13 protein-coding genes are annotated in these 17768 nt (G+C 57.8%); 10 read left to right on the top strand and 3 right to left on the bottom strand.

Features of this window, described 5'->3' with window-relative positions:
* Window positions 1-60 precede the first annotated feature (60 nt).
* The gene (aceE, locus tag B9Z31_RS08400; RefSeq protein WP_100119144.1) at window positions 61-2757 is read right to left on the bottom strand and encodes a pyruvate dehydrogenase (acetyl-transferring), homodimeric type; all 2697 of its coding nucleotides are present in this window, start codon (window positions 2755-2757) and stop codon (window positions 61-63) included.
* Between the two features lie 165 nt (window positions 2758-2922).
* Here aceE and B9Z31_RS08395 point away from each other — a divergent pair, with 165 nt between their 5' ends.
* The 10 genes from B9Z31_RS08395 (at window position 2923) to B9Z31_RS08350 (ending at window position 15875) form a co-directional block, all read left to right on the top strand.
* A complete protein-coding gene (locus B9Z31_RS08395) occupies window positions 2923-5439 on the top strand; it encodes a PAS domain-containing sensor histidine kinase (protein ID WP_100119094.1) in 2517 nt (838 codons plus the stop codon).
* A gap of 19 nt (window positions 5440-5458) precedes the next feature.
* Window positions 5459-6085 (top strand): response regulator transcription factor, encoded by a 627-nt coding sequence (locus B9Z31_RS08390; RefSeq protein WP_100119093.1) that lies wholly within the window; start codon window positions 5459-5461, stop codon window positions 6083-6085.
* Between the two features lie 78 nt (window positions 6086-6163).
* Window positions 6164-7015 carry a bifunctional methylenetetrahydrofolate dehydrogenase/methenyltetrahydrofolate cyclohydrolase FolD gene (folD, locus tag B9Z31_RS08385; RefSeq protein WP_100119092.1) on the top strand — a complete coding sequence of 284 codons (852 nt, stop codon included), beginning with the start codon at window positions 6164-6166 and terminating at the stop codon, window positions 7013-7015.
* A gap of 36 nt (window positions 7016-7051) precedes the next feature.
* The gene (locus tag B9Z31_RS08380) at window positions 7052-9091 is read left to right on the top strand and encodes a M3 family metallopeptidase (protein ID WP_100119091.1); all 2040 of its coding nucleotides are present in this window, start codon (window positions 7052-7054) and stop codon (window positions 9089-9091) included.
* Window positions 9092-9533: 442 nt separating this feature from the next.
* Entirely contained in the window at window positions 9534-10844 is a 1311-nt protein-coding gene (locus B9Z31_RS08375; RefSeq protein ID WP_233200846.1) for a DsbA family protein, read from the top strand.
* A complete protein-coding gene (locus B9Z31_RS08370) occupies window positions 10841-11125 on the top strand; it encodes a hypothetical protein (RefSeq protein ID WP_199174460.1) in 285 nt (94 codons plus the stop codon). Before B9Z31_RS08375 ends, B9Z31_RS08370 begins: the two co-directional genes overlap by 4 nt.
* 4 nt (window positions 11126-11129) lie before the next feature.
* Window positions 11130-12902, top strand: coding sequence for an arylsulfatase (locus tag B9Z31_RS08365; RefSeq protein WP_100119089.1), 1773 nt, complete (start codon window positions 11130-11132; stop codon window positions 12900-12902).
* A gap of 134 nt (window positions 12903-13036) precedes the next feature.
* On the top strand, window positions 13037-14152 hold the full coding sequence (locus B9Z31_RS08360; RefSeq protein WP_143473827.1) for a hypothetical protein: 1116 nt from the start codon (window positions 13037-13039) through the stop codon (window positions 14150-14152).
* On the top strand, window positions 14149-14940 hold the full coding sequence (locus B9Z31_RS08355; RefSeq protein WP_100119087.1) for an SDR family NAD(P)-dependent oxidoreductase: 792 nt from the start codon (window positions 14149-14151) through the stop codon (window positions 14938-14940). The genes B9Z31_RS08360 and B9Z31_RS08355 overlap by 4 nt, the downstream gene beginning before the upstream one ends.
* A 5-nt stretch (window positions 14941-14945) precedes the next feature.
* The gene (locus tag B9Z31_RS08350) at window positions 14946-15875 is read left to right on the top strand and encodes a haloalkane dehalogenase (protein ID WP_100119086.1); all 930 of its coding nucleotides are present in this window, start codon (window positions 14946-14948) and stop codon (window positions 15873-15875) included.
* Here the strand turns inward: B9Z31_RS08350 and B9Z31_RS08345 are convergent.
* Together B9Z31_RS08345 and B9Z31_RS08340 are read right to left on the bottom strand one after the other, a co-directional pair.
* Window positions 15862-16569: a TetR/AcrR family transcriptional regulator gene (locus tag B9Z31_RS08345; protein ID WP_143473826.1), complete on the bottom strand. Its 708-nt coding sequence runs from the start codon at window positions 16567-16569 to the stop codon at window positions 15862-15864. The genes B9Z31_RS08350 and B9Z31_RS08345 overlap by 14 nt on opposite strands.
* Window positions 16566-17702 carry a glutathione S-transferase family protein gene (locus B9Z31_RS08340; protein ID WP_100119084.1) on the bottom strand — a complete coding sequence of 379 codons (1137 nt, stop codon included), beginning with the start codon at window positions 17700-17702 and terminating at the stop codon, window positions 16566-16568. The genes B9Z31_RS08345 and B9Z31_RS08340 overlap by 4 nt, the downstream gene beginning before the upstream one ends.
* Window positions 17703-17768: the final 66 nt, after the last annotated feature.

Genomic DNA, 17768 nt, shown 5'->3' with positions numbered 1-17768 from the left:
TTCAACATCCCATCGCTGCGCGATATGGGTCTCCGCTGAAAAATGAATCCCGTTTTCCGCTTAGGCGTAAAGAGGATTCACTTTTTCGGTGTTGATGCCGTACTTTTTGATCGCTTCAGCCACTTGCGATGCGGGCACAGCACCGTCTTCACTCAAGGCTTTGAGTGCGGCGACCACGATGTAGTGGCGGTTGACCTCGAAGTGTTCGCGCAGCTTGCTGCGGAAGTCGGAGCGGCCAAAACCGTCGGTGCCCAGCACTTTGTAGGTGCGGCCTTTCGGGATGAAGGGGCGGATCTGCTCGGCATAGGCCTTCATGTAATCGGTCGAAGCGACCACGGGGCCGTTGTGCTTGGCCAATTGTTGGCCGACAAAAGACACCCGAGGTGTTTCCATCGGATGCAAGAGGTTGAAGCGCTCGGCGTCCTGACCGTCACGGGTCAGCTCGTTGAAGCTGGGGCAGCTCCACACGTCAGCCTGGATGCCCCAGTCAGTCGCCAGCAAAGTTTGCGCCGCAATGGATTCGCGCAAGATGGTGCCCGAGCCCAGCAGTTGAACGCGCTTGTCGCCCGCGGCACCCGGCTTGCACAAGTACATGCCTTTGATGATCTGCTCTTCCGTGCCGGGTGTGAGGCCGGGCATGGCGTAGTTTTCATTCAGCAAGGTCAGGTAATAGAAGACGTTGTCTTGCTTTTCCACCATGCGCTTCAAGCCGTGGTGCAGGATGACGCCGACTTCGTGCGCGAAGGTGGGGTCATAGGACACGCAGTTGGGGATGGTGTTGGCCATGATGTGGCTGTGACCGTCTTCGTGCTGCAAGCCTTCGCCGTTGAGCGTGGTGCGACCCGATGTGCCGCCCAGCAAGAAACCGCGCGCTTGCATGTCGCCGGCCGCCCAGGCCAGGTCGCCAATGCGTTGGAAGCCGAACATGGAGTAGTACACGTAGAACGGCACCATGATGCGGTTGCTGGTCGAGTAGCTGGTGGCTGCTGCAATCCAGCTGGACATGCCGCCGGCTTCGTTGATGCCTTCCTGCAAGATCTGGCCGGCTTTGTCTTCCTTGTAGTACATGACCTGGTCTTTGTCGACCGGGGTGTACTGCTGACCTGCAGGGTTGTAAATGCCGATCTGGCGGAACAGGCCTTCCATACCAAAGGTGCGGGCTTCGTCCACCAAAATGGGCACCACGCGTGGGCCCAGGGCTTGGTCACGCAAGAGCTGGGTGAGAAAGCGCACATAGGCTTGGGTGGTGGAGATTTCACGGCCTTCGGCTGTGGGCTCCATCACCGATTTGAAAGCGTCCAAAGACGGCACGGTGAAGCTTTCTTCAGCTTTTGTGCGGCGGTGAGGCAAGTACCCGCCCAAAGCCTTGCGGCGCTCGTGCAGGTAACGCATTTCAGGGGTGTCATCTGCAGGCTTGTAAAAAGGCACATTGGCCAATTCGCTGTCTGGCACGGGGATGTTGAAGCGGTCGCGCATGTAGCGGATGTCTTCGTCCGTGAGTTTCTTGGTTTGGTGAACGTTGTTCTTGCCCTCGCCGGCCTTGCCCATGCCAAAACCTTTGACGGTTTTGATCAGCAGCACCGTCGGTTGGTCTTTGTGGTTCACGGCCTCGTGGTAGGCGGCGTACACTTTTTGGGGATCGTGGCCGCCGCGCTTCAAGGCCCAAATTTCGTCATCGCTCATGTGCGCGACCATCTCGAGGGTGCGAGGATCACGACCGAAGAAGTGCTTGCGCACATAAGCGCCGTCGTTGGCTTTGAAGGCTTGGAAGTCGCCGTCCAAGGTGTCCATCATGATCTTGCGCAGAGCGCCATCTTTGTCGCGGGCCAAAAGCTTGTCCCACTCGCTGCCCCACAGCAGCTTGATGACGTTCCAGCCGGAGCCACGGAATTCACCTTCGAGTTCTTGCACGATCTTGCCGTTGCCGCGCACGGGGCCGTCCAGGCGTTGCAGGTTGCAGTTGACCACGAAGATCAAGTTGTCGAGTTTTTCACGGGCGGCCAGACCAATGGCGCCCAAGGACTCGACTTCGTCCATCTCTCCGTCGCCGCAGAACACCCAGACCTTGCGGTTTTCGGTGTTGGCAATGCCCCGCGCGTGCAGGTACTTCAAGAAGCGCGCTTGGTAGATGGCCATCAATGGGCCAAGGCCCATCGACACGGTGGGGAACTGCCAGAACTCGGGCATGAGTTTGGGGTGTGGGTAGCTGGACAAACCTTTGCCATCCACTTCTTGGCGGAAGTTGAGCAATTGCTCCTCGGTCAAACGGCCTTCAAGGTAGGCGCGGGCGTAAACGCCAGGGGATACGTGACCTTGGATGTACAAGCAGTCGCCACCGTGGTTCTCGTTTTCTGCGTGCCAGAAGTGGTTGAAGCCCGCACCGAACATGTGGGCCAATGAGGCGAATGAGCCAATGTGACCGCCGAGGTCGCCACCGTCTGCAGGGTTGTGGCGGTTGGCTTTGACCACCATGGCCATGGCGTTCCAGCGCATGTAGGCGCGCAGGCGTTCCTCAATTTCGATGTTGCCCGGGCAATGGGCTTCTTGGTCAGGCTCGATGCTGTTCACGTAACCGGTATTGGCCGAGAACGGCATGTCAATGCTGTGCTGACGCGCCTCTTCCAGAAGTTCTTCCAGCAAAAAGTGAGCGCGTTCAGGGCCCGCTTTTTCAATCACCGCGGACAGAGCGTCCATCCATTCGCGGGTTTCTTGCGTGTCTGTGTCTCGGCCCGGTTGCTGAGGTGTTGACGCTGTCATGTTTGTCTCCATTTGATGTTTTGGCTCAATGATGCGCGAATTTTCACATAAATTTTTGTTTATTTCAAATTATGCGCAGTGATTTTGTATTGTGAAATATTCAGAAATATCCGCTGTTTGGGAGATGAGGAATCAAGCAGGGATCGACTCCCCTAAACTCTCGACATGGAATTGAACAAAGCAGCATCGGTCGTGACGCAGGTCGGGCCATGGGCATGGTGGCGCTCATGGTGGCGCCGCCAGTCGCCCAACAGACAAGACCGCTACGCCAACTTGGCACCGGTGGCCGCCGTGGTGCTTTTTTTGGCGGCCATCGCAACCGCATTTTGGTATCTGCGCGTGGAGGAGTTGGAGCGCGAACAGGAAGCCATCAAACGGGATGTGGAATACGCCCAACAAAGACTGCGCCTGCGCTTGCTGGAGCGCCAAGAGCAAGTCATGCGTTTGGGCCGCGATGTGTCCAACAAGGAAATCCGCTCCGATCAATTCATGTTGCGTGCCGAAGGCTTGGTGCAGCAGTACCCGGAGTTTTTGTCCCTGACTTGGATCGATGACCGCCGACGCATCATCGCCAGCCAAAATACATCGAGCCTGTCATCCAACCCCCCGATGAAAGCGGGAAGTGTCCTCAAGGTGGGTGAGACCGAAGCCCATTTCAGCCTGGCCAGAGACCTGATGCAGCCGATCTACGGCCAGATTTATGTGGAATCGGACAGGGACGCACAGCTGTCCGTGCTTCAGTTGCACATTCCGCTGAGCAATGACCAGGGCCGGTTCAACGGTGTGATCTTGGCCGAGTACACCATGGAAGGCTTGCTGCGCTACGGCGTTCCGACCGAGGTGCTGGCGAAATATGCGGTGGCACTGCAAGACGGCAGCGGTCAGCTTTTGGCGGGCCAAACCATCCCAGAGCGCATTGCTTTGTGGCGCATGTTGCCTGGCAGCGACAAGCCCAACAACGACTACGAGGTGCCTGTATCACCCGTCGGCAATGATTTGATATTGCGCGCGCAAGCTTGGCGAACGTCTCAGGGCTTGGTCGGCAGTGGTTTGTTTTGGCTGGTCAGTGTGCTGAGCGTGATGACCGCTTGGATGCTGATTGGCAATTGGCGCCATACCCGCAGGCGCATTCAGGCGCAAAAAGCCCTCGTCGCCGAAACCAATTTTCGCCGTGCCATGGAAAACTCGATGCTCACCGGCATGCGGGCACTGGATTTGCGCGGACGAATCACCTATGTCAATCCGGCCTTCTGTCAAATGACGGGCTGGAGCGAGTCGGATTTGGTCGGCGCTGTCGCCCCCTTTCCTTATTGGCCAGACCAGGACCGTGAACTGTTGATGCGGCGCCTAGAAGAAGAAATCAGTGGCCAACATTCGGCGGGGGGGTTTCAGGTTCGGGTGAAGCGCAAAAACGGACAGTTGTTCGACGCCCGGATGTACGTGTCACCGCTGATCGATGCCTCAGGCAAGCAAACCGGCTGGATGACCTCGATGACCGACATCACCGAGCCCAACCGCATCCGTGAGCAATTGGCCGGCTCGCACGAACGCTTCACCATCGTTTTGGAGGCCCTCGATGCCTCGGTGTCGGTCGCGCCCTTGGGCAGCAAAGAGCTTTTGTTCGCCAACAAGTTGTACCGTTTGTGGTTTGGGCAAGACACCGAGGGGCATCTTCGTTTGGTTCAGCAGGCTGGCGCGAGCGACAACGCTGAAAAGTCAACCGCTTTGGACGATGTCGATGAGATGGCGGGTTTGCCCATCGACAGCATCACGGTTGCGCGGTCCGAAAACTCTGAAATCTTCATCACCGAGCTGGGCAAATGGTTGGAAGTGCGCTCGCGCTACATCAATTGGGCAGACGGTCGTTTGGCCCAAATGGTCATCGCCAGCGACATCACGCCGCGCAGGCAGGCCGAAGAGCTCTCCGCCCAACAAGCCGAACGTGCTCAAAACGCCAGCCGCCTGATCACCATGGGCGAAATGGCCTCCAGTGTGGCGCACGAACTTAACCAGCCCTTGACGGCCATCAGCAACTACTGCAGCGGCATGATCACGCGCATCCAATCGAAACAGGTCAGCGAGGAAGATTTGCTCTCGGCACTGGACAAAACAGCGCGCCAAGCGCAAAGAGCCGGTCAAATCATTTTGCGGATCCGCAGCTTCGTCAAACGCAGCGAGCCCAACCGCACCCCGTCCGATGTGTCTTCCATGGTCAGCGAAGCGTTGGAATTGGCCGAAATCGAAATGCGCCGCCGTCAGGTGCGTTTAACGCACCACATCGCGGCCCGACTTCCCCCCTTGTTGGTGGACCCCATCTTGATTGAACAGGTCCTGATCAACTTGATGAAAAATGCCGCCGAGTCGATCGACAACGCCAACCGTCCACCGGAGCAACGCCAAGTCGAGCTGCGCATCGTGCCCAAAACCATCGACAACCAATCGGTCGTGGAGTTTTCCGTCTCCGACACCGGATCCGGCCTAGCCCCCGAGGCCATCGAACGGGTCTACGAAGCGTTTTTCTCCACCAAGGTCGAAGGTATGGGGATTGGCCTGAATTTGTGCCGCAGCATCATCGAATCGCACCAAGGCCGTATCGTTTCTGAGAACCTCTACAATGCCGGCGAGGTGACCGGTTGCAGGTTCTCCTTCTGGATTCCGGTCGAAGCCACTTTGACCACATAACAACCCACGGGGTAAATGAATGAGCTTGATTCCCAAAAAAGGCACTGTCTATGTCGTGGACGACGACGAAGCGGTGCGCGACTCCCTGCAGTGGTTGCTCGAAGGCAAAGATTACCGGGTGCGTTGCTTTGACAGCGCTGAATCCTTCATCAGCCGATACGACCCCCGCGAAGTCGCCTGCCTGATCGCCGACATCCGCATGGGTGGGATGACGGGCTTGGAATTGCAGGACCGCCTGATTGAGCGCAAATCACCATTGCCCATCGTCTTCATCACGGGCCACGGCGATGTGCCCATGGCCGTGAACACCATGAAAAAAGGTGCGATGGATTTCATCCAAAAGCCCTTCAAGGAAGAAGAGCTGTTGGGTCTGGTCGAGCGCATGCTGGACGAAGCCCGTGATGCATTCGCCGAATACCAAAGTGCCGCCAGCCGCGACGCCCTGCTGTCCAAACTGACGGGCCGTGAAGCCCAGGTGCTCGAGCGCATCGTGGCGGGCCGCCTGAACAAACAAATCGCGGACGATTTGGGCATCAGCATCAAGACGGTCGAAGCGCACCGCGCCAACATCATGGAAAAGCTCAACGCCAACACCGTGGCCGACCTGCTCAAGATCGCTCTGGGGCAAAACTCGCCCAAGGCCTGATTCCGAGCCCTCACACCCCAAACGCCCGCACCTGTCGGGCGTTTTGCATTGATTCACTGAATTTTTGAGTTCACACACATGACCGCACACACCATCGACGGCAACCAACTCTCCAAACAACTGCGCACCGAGGTCAGCGCCCGAGCACAAGCGCTCAAGGCCCAAGGGGTCACCCCGGGTCTGGCCGTGGTGCTGGTGGGCGACAACCCGGCCAGCCAGGTCTATGTGCGCAACAAGGTCAAAGCCTGCGAAGACAGCGGCTTGTACTCGGTGCTTGAAAAATACGAAGCCACCATGACCGAAGCCGATCTGCTGGCCCGAGTCGAATCACTCAACCAAGACCCGGCCATCCACGGCATCTTGGTGCAGCTGCCTCTGCCCGCACACATCGATGCACAAAAGGTCATCGAGGCCATCAGCCCAGCCAAGGATGTGGACGGCTTTCACATCGCCAGCGCGGGCGCGCTCATGACCGGCATGCCCGGATTTTGGCCCTGCACACCCTATGGCTGCATGAAGATGCTCGAAAGCATCGGCTACGACCTGCGCGGCAAACATGCCGTGGTGATCGGCCGCAGCAACATTGTGGGCAAGCCCATGGCGCTGATGCTGCTGCAAAAAGACGCCACGGTGACGGTGGCGCACTCGCGCACCCAAAACCTCAAGGCTTTGACGCTCCAAGCCGATGTGATCGTGGCCGCCGTGGGCCAACGCAACGTGCTCACAGCCGACATGGTCAAACCGGGCGCCGTGGTGCTGGACGTGGGCATGAACCGCAACGACGAAGGCAAGCTGTGCGGGGACGTGGACTTTGAAGGCGTGAAACACCTTGCCAGCCACATCACCCCTGTGCCCGGTGGCGTTGGCCCCATGACCATCACCATGCTGCTGGTCAATACCCTTGAAGCGGCCGAACGCGCCGTCAAGTGATACAAAGAGACAAGCCCCTCAACATTCAGACGTGCCATGAACAACCCTTTGCTCGAAACCTCCGGCCTGCCCCTGTTTGACCGCATTGCCCCCGAGCATGTGGCCTCGGCCATGGACGAACTGCTGGCCGCCGCCGACCAAGCCCTTGAACACGTCACGGCCGACAGTTTTCCTGCCGACTGGAAAGCCATCGCCCGCCATCTGGACGTCAGCACCGAGCGCCTGGGTCTGGCCTGGGGCGCCGTCTCACACCTCAACAGCGTGGCCGATACGCCCGAGCTGCGCGCCGCCTACAACGCCGCCCTGCCCCGCGTGACCGAGTTCTGGACCCGTTTGGGCAGCGACGAACGCTTGTATGCGAAATACAAGGCCATTGACGCCGCCAGCCTGAATGCCGAGCAAACCCAAGCCCACAAAAACGCACTGCGTGGCTTTGTGCTAGGCGGTGCTGAGTTGCAGGGCGCGGCCAAGGAACGTTATGCCGCGATCCAGGAACGCTTGGCAGAAATCACGCAAAAGTTCAGCGAGAACACCCTGGACGCGACCGACAAATTTGTGTTGTATGTGAGCGAAGAACAGCTCCAAGGTGTCCCTGATGATGTGGTGCAAGCCACCCGCGACGCGGCCCAAAAGGACGGCCAAGAAGGTCACCGCCTGTCGCTCAAGATGCCGGTTTACCTGCCTGTCATGCAATTTGCCGACAGTGGCGCTTTGCGCGAGCAACTCTACAAAGCCTATGTCACGCGGGCCTCAGACCAGGCGGCGCCAGAAGCCCAGCAATACGACAACACCGACTTGATGAAAGAAATTTTGGCCTTGCGCCAAGAAGAGGCCCGTTTGCTGGGCTTTGACAATTACGCCCAAGTGTCGGTGGTGCCCAAAATGGCCGAATCACCCGAAAAAGTGAGCGCCTTTTTGCGCGATCTGGCCACCAAGGCCCGTCCATTTGCCGAAAAAGACCTCGCCGATTTGCGTGAATTCGCAGCCAATGCCCTGGGCATCACCGGTCCGCTCAACGCTTGGGACGTGCCCTACTTGAGCGAAAAGCTCAAAGAAGCTCGCTACAGCTTCAGTGAACAAGAGGTCAAGCAGTACTTCACCGCGCCCAAAGTGCTGGCCGGGCTGTTCAAGATCATTGAAACCCTGTTCGAAGTGAGCATCCGCGCCGACCAAGCGCCCGTCTGGCACCCGGCCGTGGGCTTTTTCCGCATTGAACGTGAGGGCCAATTGGTGGGACAGTTCTACCTGGACCCACCCGCCCGCGCGGGCAAACGCGGCGGCGCCTGGATGGACGATGTGCGCGGCCGCTGGCAGCGCCCCGACACCGGTGTGCTGCAAACGCCCGTGGCCCACTTGGTGTGCAACTTTGCAGAAGGCGTGAACGGCCAGCCCGCCTTGCTCACGCACGACGACGTGATCACCCTCTTCCACGAGTTTGGCCACGGCCTGCACCACATGCTCACCCAAGTGAACGAACGCGATGTCTCGGGCATCAGCGGCGTGGAGTGGGACGCGGTCGAGTTGCCCAGCCAATTCATGGAAAACTTCTGCTGGGAATGGTCGGTGCTGCGCCACATGACGGCCCATGTGGAAACGGGTGAACCCCTGCCGCGCGCCCTGTTTGACAAGATGCTGGCTGCCAAGAACTTCCAAAGTGGCTTGCAAACCCTCCGCCAAATCGAGTTTTCACTGTTCGACATGCTCGTGCACGCCGAGCACGACCCGGCACAAGACTTCATACCGCTGTTGCAGCAGGTGCGAGACGAAGTGGCCGTGATGCGCCCACCCGCCTTCAACCGCATGGCCCACACCTTCAGCCACATCTTTGCAGGCGGATATGCCGCTGGCTATTACAGCTACAAGTGGGCCGAGGTGCTGAGCGCAGACGCCTATGCCGCTTTCGAAGAAACGGCGGCCGCGGACGGCACGCCCAGTGTGGCAACGGGCCGCCTGTACCGCCAAGCCATTTTGGAAGCGGGTGGCAGCCGCCCGGCACTGGAGTCGTTCAAAGCCTTCCGTGGACGAGAGCCGAGCCTGGACGCTTTGCTGCGCCACCAAGGCATGGTGGCGAACTGACCAAAGGCTTCAGCGAGCACGTTTATTGACTGCATGCGTCTTCTTGCGTGCCAGTCAACTCAGTAGAAATGGGGACTTGTCACCTGAAAGTTACTGGGTAAGTTTTGCTGCGCATGCTCGAAAACCCCAGTCACAAACAGTAGCAAATGTGTTGACGCTGTTGAGTAATGGCAGTTATAGTGTCATTTAATTCCGGTGACATTCATTGACTTCTTGAACTCAAGATTCGCCCTACCGTCTCAACACTGAAAGCGACCTTGTCATGACGAAATGTCGGACGATCTGGACCACCGGACAGGTGATGGTTGGGGCCACAGTCTGAACCCAATAGGCGCCATGTCGATCCTCAGAAAACTCGGCGTTGACCTTTAGGAATAGGCTCTGGCGTGCGCATTTTTCTCCAAAAATCATGGGGTATCCAATGTCGATCAAAAGCCTGTTGATGCCCATTGTTTCTGCGCATTTGATGTCGCGGGATCGGCTGCTCAAAGCCCGAGCGAAAGCTGAGCGGTTGCGTCGAGCACAAGGTGAGCCACACCGTCTCCACTACTTTCATCAGGTCGATGACCCTTACAGCGCACTTTTGGCTTCTCGTCTGAGCGCTTTGCTTGAGCGTTACGACATCGTACTGAGCGCGCATGTGGTCGGTCCACCCTCTGAATCGGCCGCCCCCGACCGCGGGCGTTTGGTGGCCTACAGCCGCGTAGACGCTCAGCGACTGGCCAACCACCACGGTCTGAACTTCACAGACCCAGGTGAGCAGCCTGCCGATCAGGTGCTTGAGCGTGTCACCCGAAGACTGGTGGCGGCCGCTGAGCAAGGCCGTTTTGTTGAGGCGGCTGAAGCCTTGTCGGCTTCACTTTGGCAAAACACCGTCGCGCAAGACACCCTTGGGCAGCACGAAACGGCATGGCCCGAAGCCAGCCCAAGCCAAACAGTGGCACATCTGGCCGCCGCCAACGCCATGCGGCAACGTTTGGGCCACTACTTGAGTGCAACCCTTTATTACGCCGGTGAATGGTATTGGGGCATCGACCGACTGCACCACCTGGAGCAGCGGTTGCAGGACGTGGGTGCGCAGCGGCCAGGCGTATCAGGATTCCTTTTTCCATTGGACGCCGACCTGGCAAACCCTGTGGACTTGGCCCACCCTTCACCGATTGATTTCTTTTTTTCCTTGCGCAGCCCCTACTCAGCCATTGTCGCCGAGCGGGTGTTCAAACTCGGACGCTTGACCGGCGCGCCTGTTCACCTGCGTTATGTGTTGCCTATGGTGATGCGGGGTTTGCCAGTGCCCAGCGAAAAACGTCGGTACATCAGCTTGGATGCGGCACGGGAGGCGCATCTTCGTGGTGCCGCTTATGGCCGCATCAACGACCCTGTGGGTCGCCCTGTCGAAAGAGGTTTGGCGCTGATGCCCCTGGCCGAGCGATCGGGCCAAGGCCAGGCATATGTCCTCTCGTTCATGCGCGGGGTTTGGGCCGAAGGCATCGATGCAGGCAGTGACCGAGGCCTCAGACTCATCGCTGAGCGGGCCGAGCTGTCCTGGACAGATGTTCAAAAAGCCCTGCAAGACGAAACATGGCGCCAAATCGCCGAAGCCAACCGCGCCGAAATGCTCGGTTTGGGTTTGTGGGGCGTCCCCTCGTTTCGTGTCACTGACACCGCCGTCTGGGGACAAGACAGGCTGTGGGCCATCCAGGAGGCACTCCTTCAAAACGCCTCCTTTTCTTCTCAGGACTCGACCACATGAAACTCGCGATCAACTACCTATTACGTGCCCTTTGTTTGCTGGCTTATGCGATGGCTTTGGGCAAACTCGCCGGCCTCCTGCCTGCGGGTACATTTGACCGCGTCACCACCGTGGCATTGGTGCTGTTGGTTCTACATACGTGTGAGCTGCTGCTGATGTTCAAACATGTGCGCCTGTACAAAGGCCCTATGGCGGTCAGCGTTTTGCTCACGCTGCTCTTTGGCTTGCTCCATTGGAAACCCTTGGCCGATGAAAAAGTCAAATCTGAACGCGAGACATGACACCATGAAATCCTCAACGATCAAAATTGGACTGCTGCTTTGTTTGACCCTGACCACAGCGGCGTGGGCGGCCCGGCCAGCTCGGCCCAACATCGTGGTGTTGGTCGCGGACGACTGGGGCTTTAGCGACGTGGGCGCTTTTGGTGGTGAAATTGCCACCCCCAATCTGGATAACTTGGCTCAGCGCGGCGTTCGTTTTTCGAACTTCCATGTCGCCGCATCGTGCTCGCCTACGCGGGCCATGCTGCTGACTGGCGTAGATAACCACCGCAATGGTCATGGCAACCTGCGCGAAACGATGCCAAGCGCACACTTGGGCCAACCCGGCTACCAGGCCACGCTCACAGCCAATGTGGTCACCGTGGCGAGTTTGCTTCAAGCCCGTGGTTACCGCACGGCCATTACCGGCAAATGGAATGTGGGCAACGAGCCAGAAAATCTGCCCAATAGGCGCGGCTTTGACCAGTCTTTCGTGATGGGCGATACCGGCTCGGACAACTGGGAGCCAGAAAAACGCTACCTGCCCCACAACGCCAAAGTCAATTGGTTTGAAAACGGCTTACCTCCGGTTTTGCCCAAACAGTTTTACACCACAACTTTTTTCATTGACAAAGCCATCGAATACATTTCAACCGGCCGCGAGTCTGGGCAACCCTTTTTCGCCTATGTGGGCTTTCAGGCCAACCACGTACCGGTGCAAGCACCGCAGTCTTTCATCGAAAAATACAAAGGCCGATACGACGCGGGCTGGACAGCCCTGCGCGAAGCGCGCCGACTCAAAGCGATCGAATTGGGATTGGTACCCAAAAACACGCCCATGGTGACCATGAGCACGACGCGCGACTGGTCCGCCTTGAGCGACAAAGAGAAACGTTACCAAGCACGCCTGATGGAGGTTTACGCGGCCATGGCCGACGCACTCGATCACGAGGTGGGGCGACTGATTGCACACCTGAAATCCACCGGTGAATTTGACAATACGGTGTTTGTGTTTCTGTCGGACAACGGCCCCGAAGGTTCTGATTACAAAGAAGCTGACCTGTGGCTGCGCATGAATTACACACGCGACTTGGACCGATTAGGGGGGCCAGGTGCCTATGTGGTCCCCGGCCCATCTTGGAGCAGCGCCTCTGCCTCACCCTTCAAAGGCTTCAAGTTTTACGCCAGCGAGGGCGGCATCCGCTCCCCCTTGATCATCAGCGGGGCCGCTACCAGTTCAGCACGCAACCAAGTGCATGCTGGCCTGACCCATGTCACCGACATCGTGCCCACCCTGCTGGACTTGGCTGGGGTTGAGCATCCCGGCAACCGCTACCAAGGCCAGCCCATTGAAGGGCTCACCGGGCGCAGTTTGTTGCCTGTTTTGGCAGACCCCAGCGTCCGTGTGCGCAAATCAGATGAATCGATTGGCTATGAACTGGCAGGCAACAAGGCTTTGTTCAAAGGGGATCTGAAATTGGTGTGGAACAACCCACCCGTGGGCGACTCGCAGTGGCGTCTCTACAACTTGAGCACCGACCCTGGAGAAACAAAAGATTTGCAAAAAGAACTGCCAGAACAGTTTGCTGCCATGCAGATTGAGTACTCTGCTTGGGCCAAGGCCAATGCCGTGTTGCCCATGCCCGAGGGGTATAACCCCGTCAAACAGGTGTTCATCAACTCGGTCATGAACTATTGGCTTCCTACCTATTGGCCTCATGGCGTAGCGACCGCATTGGGGCTGTTGGGCTTTGGCATTGCCTTCAAACGCCGCGCTCAACGCCGAAAGGCGGCATGACCCACCTTGGATACCTGGACAGCCCTTGGCCTTGTGAAGACGGTGGTCCACAAAGGCTGCAGCGGCCTTTGAGTGGTGCGGGCTTGGGTGTTCGGGTTGGCGAAGTATTACAAGCCACAAAGCGGCGCACCTTGATGTCCACGATGACTGTGCTGGGTGCTCCAGGCGAAGTCTATTTGCTCACACACACCGCTTTGCGCGCCCAATTGGGCTTGTCCACCACATCGCGTGTGGAGAAGATCGACCCACAAAGCCTCAAGCCGATCTATCGCTCTCCCCCGCTCAAAGGTGGTCCTATGTGGCCAGGCGGCATGGCCATTCACCGCAATGGCGATCTGTATGTTGTGTATGGCAACCATGCCCACCGCTTGAATCGCCAGTGCAAGGTGATGGCCAGCCATGCTCTGCCTGTGAAGGAACCCTACAACGCCTTCGTCATTCTGGACAACGGCTTGATCGTCACCAAAAACTTGTCAGCCAGCACACCTGCCAGCTTGACGGTGCTGGACCCTGAAACACTTCAACCCGTGTGCGCCGATCTTTTGTGCCCCGAACCGTCCATCGCGCGTTTGAGTGCCATTGGCAACACGGTCTATGTGGTGGGTGTTCGCAGCATTTTTCGTTACCACTGGGACACAGCGCAGCAGACACTGCGGCGTGATCCCGACTGGCACTTTGACTACATTGGGCAAAGCCGCCAAACTTATGGCTGGGACGTGGTGCTCGACGGGAAGCAGGCTTGGTTCATGGACAACGGGCAACACCGCTATCGCTACCGTATGGTTGGTGCAGGCGTCAGCCGTACGGCCAACAGGCTTATCCGAGTTTCTCTGTCTGATGCACAAGACCATCAAATGTTGGAAGTTTCGGGTCTGCTCAGCGGCAGCATCACCAACCCGCCATTGGTCGACTTGAAAAGTCACACGGTGGTCGGTTATGACTCGGCCAATTCAGTGCTGCAAGCCTGGCGTTTTGACGAAGCATTGCGCCGCTTGACGCCCCTGTGGCGCAAAGCCCCCTTTGGCGCTGCCAGCCACATGGTGATGTACCCTGATACGGGCGAGTTGGTCGTCAACGATTACCGCAGACACGGTGAGGAGGTGGTGGTTCTGGACATCGCCACCGGTTTTGAAAAAGGCCGTGTCCGCTTGGGCGGTCTGATGCAAGGCGTGGTGTTTCCTAGCCCTGGTTGGGGGCGAGATTTTTATTGGTCATCAATGGGCCAGTTGGCCAGGGTCTTTATCGCATGAAAAAAACCATTCTTATCACCGGCGCTGGCAGCGGCATTGGGCTCGACACAGCCTTCGCGTTGGCTGCACGCCAGCACCGCGTCATCGCCACCACCATCGACGAGGCCCAGTCGCTAACACTCAAGGCCATGGCCTTGACGAAAGGGCTGTCCTTGGAGGTTTTCAAGCTTGATATCACCTCGGCGCAAGACCGCGAGAAAATCCTCTCGCTGGAATTGGACGTGTTGATCAACAACGCCGGTGTGGGCGAATCGGGCTCACTGGCCGAGGTGGATATCGATCGCATACGACATGTTTTCGAGGTCAACCTGTTTGGCACTTTGGCGTTGACGCAGTTGGCCCTGCGGGGCATGATCCAGCGCCAACGTGGCACGGTGCTGTTGGTCAGTTCGATTGCGGGCCGCATTCCCATGCCTTTTTTGATGCCGTACTCGATGAGCAAGTTTGCCTTGTCTGCGGCGGGTGCGGGTTTGCGGGCAGAACTCCAACAATTGCGGTGTGGCGTGCATGTGGCGCTGATCGAACCGGGTGCGATCCACACCGGGTTCAACCAAGCGATGACTGAGAGCAAATACGCTTGGATGGGCAAGCAGTCGTATTTCGCAGCACATGTTGCGCGTTTGAAGGCAGAAGAAAAGCGCACATTTCAATTCTTAGAAGCCAAAACCACCGAGTCCATCGTCTCGCAAATCGTGAAAGCCGCCGAGGCGAAGAAGCCCAAGCTGCGGTACGTGGCGCCTTGGATCCAGGGATTCGGTGTTCGGCTGGCCCGTATTTTTGGAGTTTGACCTGCATGTCCACTTTGCCCTGGGTGACTGATTTCGTGCGCACCGACGATTCAGCCTTTGCCAATATTCCTGATTTCCCGTATTTACCCCACTACACCGAGGTGGCAGGGCTGCGCATTGCCTTCATCGACGAAGGCCCACGCGAAGCACCCGTGGTTTTGTTGATGCATGGCGAACCCACTTGGTCGTTCCTTTACCGCAAGATGATTCCGGTGCTGCTCGAAGCAGGCTTTCGCGTGGTCGCCCCTGATCTGGTGGGCTTTGGTCGCTCTGACAAACCCACTCGCAAGGACGATTATTCGTACCGGCACCATGTCCAGTGGATGAATGCGTGGCTTCAAGCCAATGACCTGACAAGCATCACCTTGTTTTGCCAAGACTGGGGCTCTTTGATCGGATTGCGCATGGCCGCGGCCTCGCCTCAGCGCTTTGACCGTATTGTGCTGGCCAATGGCGGGCTGCCCACAGGCACTACGCCCGTGCCGAAGGCCTTCAAAATTTGGCGTGCATTTGCCCAATACAGCCCATGGTTCCCAATTGGTCGCATCGTCAAAGCTGGTTGCACCAGCGGGCTGACCCCAGCGGAAGTCGCCGCCTATGACGCGCCCTTTTCAAGTCGCCGACACCGGGTAGGCGCAAGGATTTTTCCGAGTTTGGTGCCCATTACCCCCACAGACCCCGAACGCGCCGACAACGAAGCCGCTTGGGAAGTCTTCAAGCGTTGGGAAAAACCTTTCCTCACTTTGTTCAGCAATCGCGACCCCGTCACACGCGGTGGTTATCGCATCTGGCATGACTTGGTTCCGGGCGCCAAGGACCAGCCCCACAGCATCACACGGGGTGCTGGCCATTTTCTGCAAGAAGACAAAGGGGCTGAGGTGGCGCAGATGATGGTCAACTTCATCCGAAGCACACCACTGCCTAAAGCGACTTGACGGTGGCCAACAAGGCCTTGACAGTCAACTGCATCACGGCGGTGGCCTCTGTGGCGGACAAAGCTTGTTCTCGGCGCAATCTAATCCAAGATTCAAAACTGAGCACCAAGTCCAGCGCATCCAGAAAAGGCGCGTTCTGGGCCAAATCAGGAGGTAATAAACGTTGCAAAAGGTCGCGTTGCAACCTCGCTGATTCCATCAGGTTTTTCGTGAGGTAAACGGACTCATGTCGGTGAACCTGAGCGGCCACATGCATCGCGGCGGTTCTGTCATAGATTTCGCTGCGTACTGCAATGCTTTGCACGACACGCTCCTGCCAAGTCTGCGCATCCAGACGGGCTTGTAACAAGGGCTTAATTTGCGCGTCGACATCGATGCTGATTTCCCGGTAAAGGGCATCCATGTTGTCGAAATGGCGAAAAACCGTGCGCAAACCTACGTTGGCACGCAAGGCCACTTGCTCTGCAGTCGGTGAGATTTGACCCTCCAAAATGAGCTTGGTCAAAGTCTCGACAATCTTGTTTCGTGTCACCACACTGCGGTTCAGTCGGCCATCGAGTTTCGGGGACTCAGTGGCCTGTTCCTGTGCCTGACTGCAAGGCTCACCGGCCTTGATCTGTGTTGTACCCTTTGTTTCGTTTTCTCGCATGGCTTCCATTATGACGCTCGGGTTTGAAATCAACGAGCGCGTCAAGACGCGGTAACGCAGACAGCCGGGCTATCGATGGCCACACGTACGCCATGCATTCTCAATCGTGGCAGGTTCAAGGCCAGGAGGCGTTCCGCTCCAAGCTCGGTCAACCAATGCCTGACTTTCGCCTGATCTGACGCATTCATCCCGTGATAGACATCCAGTGTGCGTTGCGCCATCCACAAACTGTAGGGTAATGCCGCGCGACTGAACTCCCCTTGGCCCATCGGTACCGTCACATCGTCAAGGCGTCTTGGCAATGGCTTTCCCACAGGCCAATGGGGGCACTCAGCGTGGACCTGAGTCAGGATGCCCTCGAGCAAAGGCAGGAATTCACGGGATATGGCCTGAAAGACAGGCAACAAAGTGGGGGCGATCTGGTCGTTCGGTAACAAGCCCTGCGAACCGGCTGGCAGCTGCGCATGCTCAGGGGCACTCATGCGCTGGATCCAGGCGCGCAAATGCGGGCGTGGTCCCACCAACTCACGCGCGGGCCAGGGGTCACGCCCCAAATGGCCGTACATGGCGCCCACTAAGCCAAAATCACCCAACATGGGCCGATCCCCGAACAAAAACTGGTGCTCGGCGAAATGCCGGTCCAACACATCGAGCATGTGCGCCATCCACGCATCCATCACGCCCAACTGAGAAGGCCGAACGCCCACGGCAGGCAGCATGCTACGCAATGTTTTGGCCACCACTTTAACGGCACGTTTTTTGGCAAAACCAGGCCAGCATGGCAGCAACGCGTCTCCAGCTTCGCGCTCAAACAAGGCGAAATTTTCGGGGTAGGTCCAGCGCGTGTGCATGGCCATCGGCACCCACCATTCATCGCCCCAAGCTTCCATCAGGTAGGAGGCAAAGCGCTGTACCGGGGTGGCTGGATGCACCGACGGGTTTGGCGTTTGTGCTTCGATGTGGTCAATGATCCGACTGGTGTCGTTGATCCATTCGCCTTGTGGGGTGACCAAGACCGGCATCACGGCTGCACCGGTTTTATTTTTGATGCGCCACAACAAGGTGAGCATGTTGACCGGCTTTTGCACAAACGGGGTTTGCTTGTAGCGCAAATAGCACATGGCTTTGCCGGTGAAATAAGACAAATGCCAGCCGTAAAGGATATATGGACGCGGCATCAGCCTTCTCCTGCGGTTTGGGGAAAATGAATACGAGTCAAGCCCCGAATACCCATGTGCAACTCA

It is taken from the genome of Limnohabitans sp. G3-2, assembly GCF_002778275.1.
GTDB lineage: Bacteria > Pseudomonadota > Gammaproteobacteria > Burkholderiales > Burkholderiaceae_C > Limnohabitans_A.
The sequence above is the reverse complement of the archived record's forward strand: the minus strand, read 5'-3'. Positions and strand labels throughout refer to the sequence as shown.